This window comes from Rhodococcus sp. P14 (assembly GCF_000256505.1).
Lineage (GTDB): Bacteria > Actinomycetota > Actinomycetes > Mycobacteriales > Mycobacteriaceae > Rhodococcus > Rhodococcus ruber.
This window is the reverse complement of record NZ_AJFC01000019.1, coordinates 1-1,466: the sequence shown is the minus strand read 5'-3', so window position 1 is coordinate 1,466 and position 1,466 is coordinate 1. Positions and strand designations below refer to the sequence as shown.

The 1,466-nt window shown below is 71.4% G+C and carries 1 protein-coding gene and 1 pseudogene; both read right to left on the bottom strand.

The features are described from left to right. Positions 1 to 197: pseudogene (locus OEY_RS0101535) on the bottom strand (allophanate hydrolase); the annotation flags it as partial. Continuing rightward, positions 194 to 1,466, bottom strand: a 1,273-nt coding sequence (locus OEY_RS0101530; RefSeq protein ID WP_010592186.1) for a carboxyltransferase domain-containing protein, incomplete at its 5' end; no start/stop codon positions are given. The gene OEY_RS0101530 and the pseudogene OEY_RS0101535, both read right to left, overlap by 4 nt.

Sequence of the window (1,466 nt, the reverse complement as noted above, 5' to 3'; positions counted from 1 at the left end):
CCGGGGGGGGGCGGGCCCCCCCCCGCCGCGACGCGCGCGTCCACGGCGTCGGCGTCGGCGAGCACCTCGGCGGCAGGCCGCAGCGCGATCCACACCTCGGGCCGGTCGACGTCGTCGATCCGGCGCAGCGCCGCCTCCGCTCGCGCCCGGCTCGATGTCGATGCAGCCGAGAGTTCCTGTTCCACAACGATGCTCATGCTGCTCCGATCACGAGAAGGGGAGTGCCGGGGGCGACCTTCGCGCCCGGCCCGACGAGGACTTTCAGGACGATCCCGTCCACGGCGGCCGGCACCGGCATCTCGAGCTTCATGGCCTCGAGGATGACGGCGGTGTCGTCGGCGCCGACCTGCTGGCCCTCCGCCACCTCGACCCGCCACACGTTGCCGACCATGGGGGCTTCGACGACGACCGATCCCGCCGGCATCCCGGCGAGCGGGTCGACGGCCTCGGTGACCTCTGCCGGTGTCGTCTCGGCCCGGTCGAACTCACCGGCCGCGTGCCATGCCTGCTTCTCGGTCTCGAACGCCGCGGCCTGACGCTCGTGGAACGCGTCGATGGACTCGGCATTGTCCGCCAGGAACCGCAGATGGTCGGCGAGGGCGAACGTACCCTCCGAGACGTCGGCGTCGAACCGGCCCGCCAGGGACGCGGCGCGGTACTCGAGCAGCTGTTCCGGGCTCACCGGTTCCCATACGATCCGGTCGAAGAAGCGGAACAGCCACGGCTTGCCGTCCTCGAACGGCCCGGACTGCCGGTATCCGGACCAGATCGGTACCGTCCGCCCGATCAACTGGTAGCCGCCGGGGGACTCCATCCCGTAGACGCACAGGTACTTGCCGCCGATGCCCACGGCGTCCGACGGGGTCCACGTGCGTGCCGGGTTGTATTTCGTCGTCACGAGCCGGTGCCGGGGGTCGAGCGGGACGGCCAGCGGCGCACCGAGGTACACGTCGCCGAGACCGAGGACGAGGTACTCGGCGTCGAACACCGTGTCCCGGACCTGCTCGACCGAGTCGAGTCCGTTGATGCGCCGGATGAACTCGGTGTTCGACGGCAGCCACGGCGCCGAGTCGCGCACACCGCTGTGGTAGCGGGAGATCGCCTCGGCGATCGACGGGTCGTCGAACGAGAGCGGCAACCGGACGGTGCGGCTGGGCACCACCAGATCGTGCGTGGCCGGCAGTTCCGTCTCGAGGTCCTGCAGGGCCCCGAGCAGGCGGTGCTGGGGCAGCACGTCCGGGTCGAAATGCACGTGCAGCGAGCGCACCCCGGGCGTGACGTCGACGATCCCCGACAGGCGCAGCGCCGCGAGCGCCTCGGACAGGGCGTGCACCCGCATCCGCAACCCCAGGTCGAGCACCATGTCGCCGTACTCGACGAGGATGTTGTCGTCGCCGCCGCGCAGGTACCCCACCTCGGGACGGTCCAGGAAAGCCGGGGTACCGGCCAGCCGGCCGCCGTCGAGC